General features: G+C 55.1%; 1 protein-coding gene. It reads left to right on the forward strand.

What is annotated here, in order from left to right; all coding sequences use genetic code 11:
- Positions 1-699 (forward strand): VCBS domain-containing protein (locus AC0N03_RS16750; RefSeq protein ID WP_474290050.1); only part of this gene is annotated, 699 nt, incomplete at both ends.

The raw sequence follows: 699 nt of genomic DNA on the forward strand, positions 1-699 counted from the left end.
GACGATGCTCCTGTTGCTGTTAATGACATAAATTCGGTTTCTGATGGCGGCTTGCTGTCAGTACCGAGCACGACGACATCGGGTGTTCTTTCCAACGACAAGACGGGTGCGGATTCTCCGATACATGTGACGGGTGCTGTCGCTGATAATTCTGGTACTTCCAGCAGCGATTATACGGGTCAACCGAGCGGATCTTTGACGGCTTATCATGTTACGGGCGAATATGGCGCGCTGACGCTGAATTCGGACGGCAGCTACAGCTATCAGGCGAACAACAACGTCGCTATAAATGAACAAACTCCGCCGCAGGACGTGTTCACCTATACGATCACGGATGCGGACGGCACGACCAGGACAGCGACGCTGACGATCACGCTGGGTCTTGGTGATGGCCCGACGACATCGACGCCGACGGCGTCCGAGTTGGTCTATGAGAGTGCTTTGGCGCCGGATGGCTCTGGCACGCAGATTAATCCTGATGCCTCGGGTGCAAACCTGACGTTCCATGCGGGCGCGGATGATGCAACAGTAACGCTGAAGTCGATTGCGCTGGCGTCGATTACGCCGACCACGACTTATTCAGCGTTGAGTCCGGTAGTTGTCAGTGGCAGCGAGATTGATATTTACCAGGTTCAGAACGGAAAGACGGTTGAGGTTGCGACCATCACGTTGAGCGGAACCACTTCGATCTTGGCTGGC

Source organism: Methylocystis sp. sgz306128 (assembly GCF_056032725.1).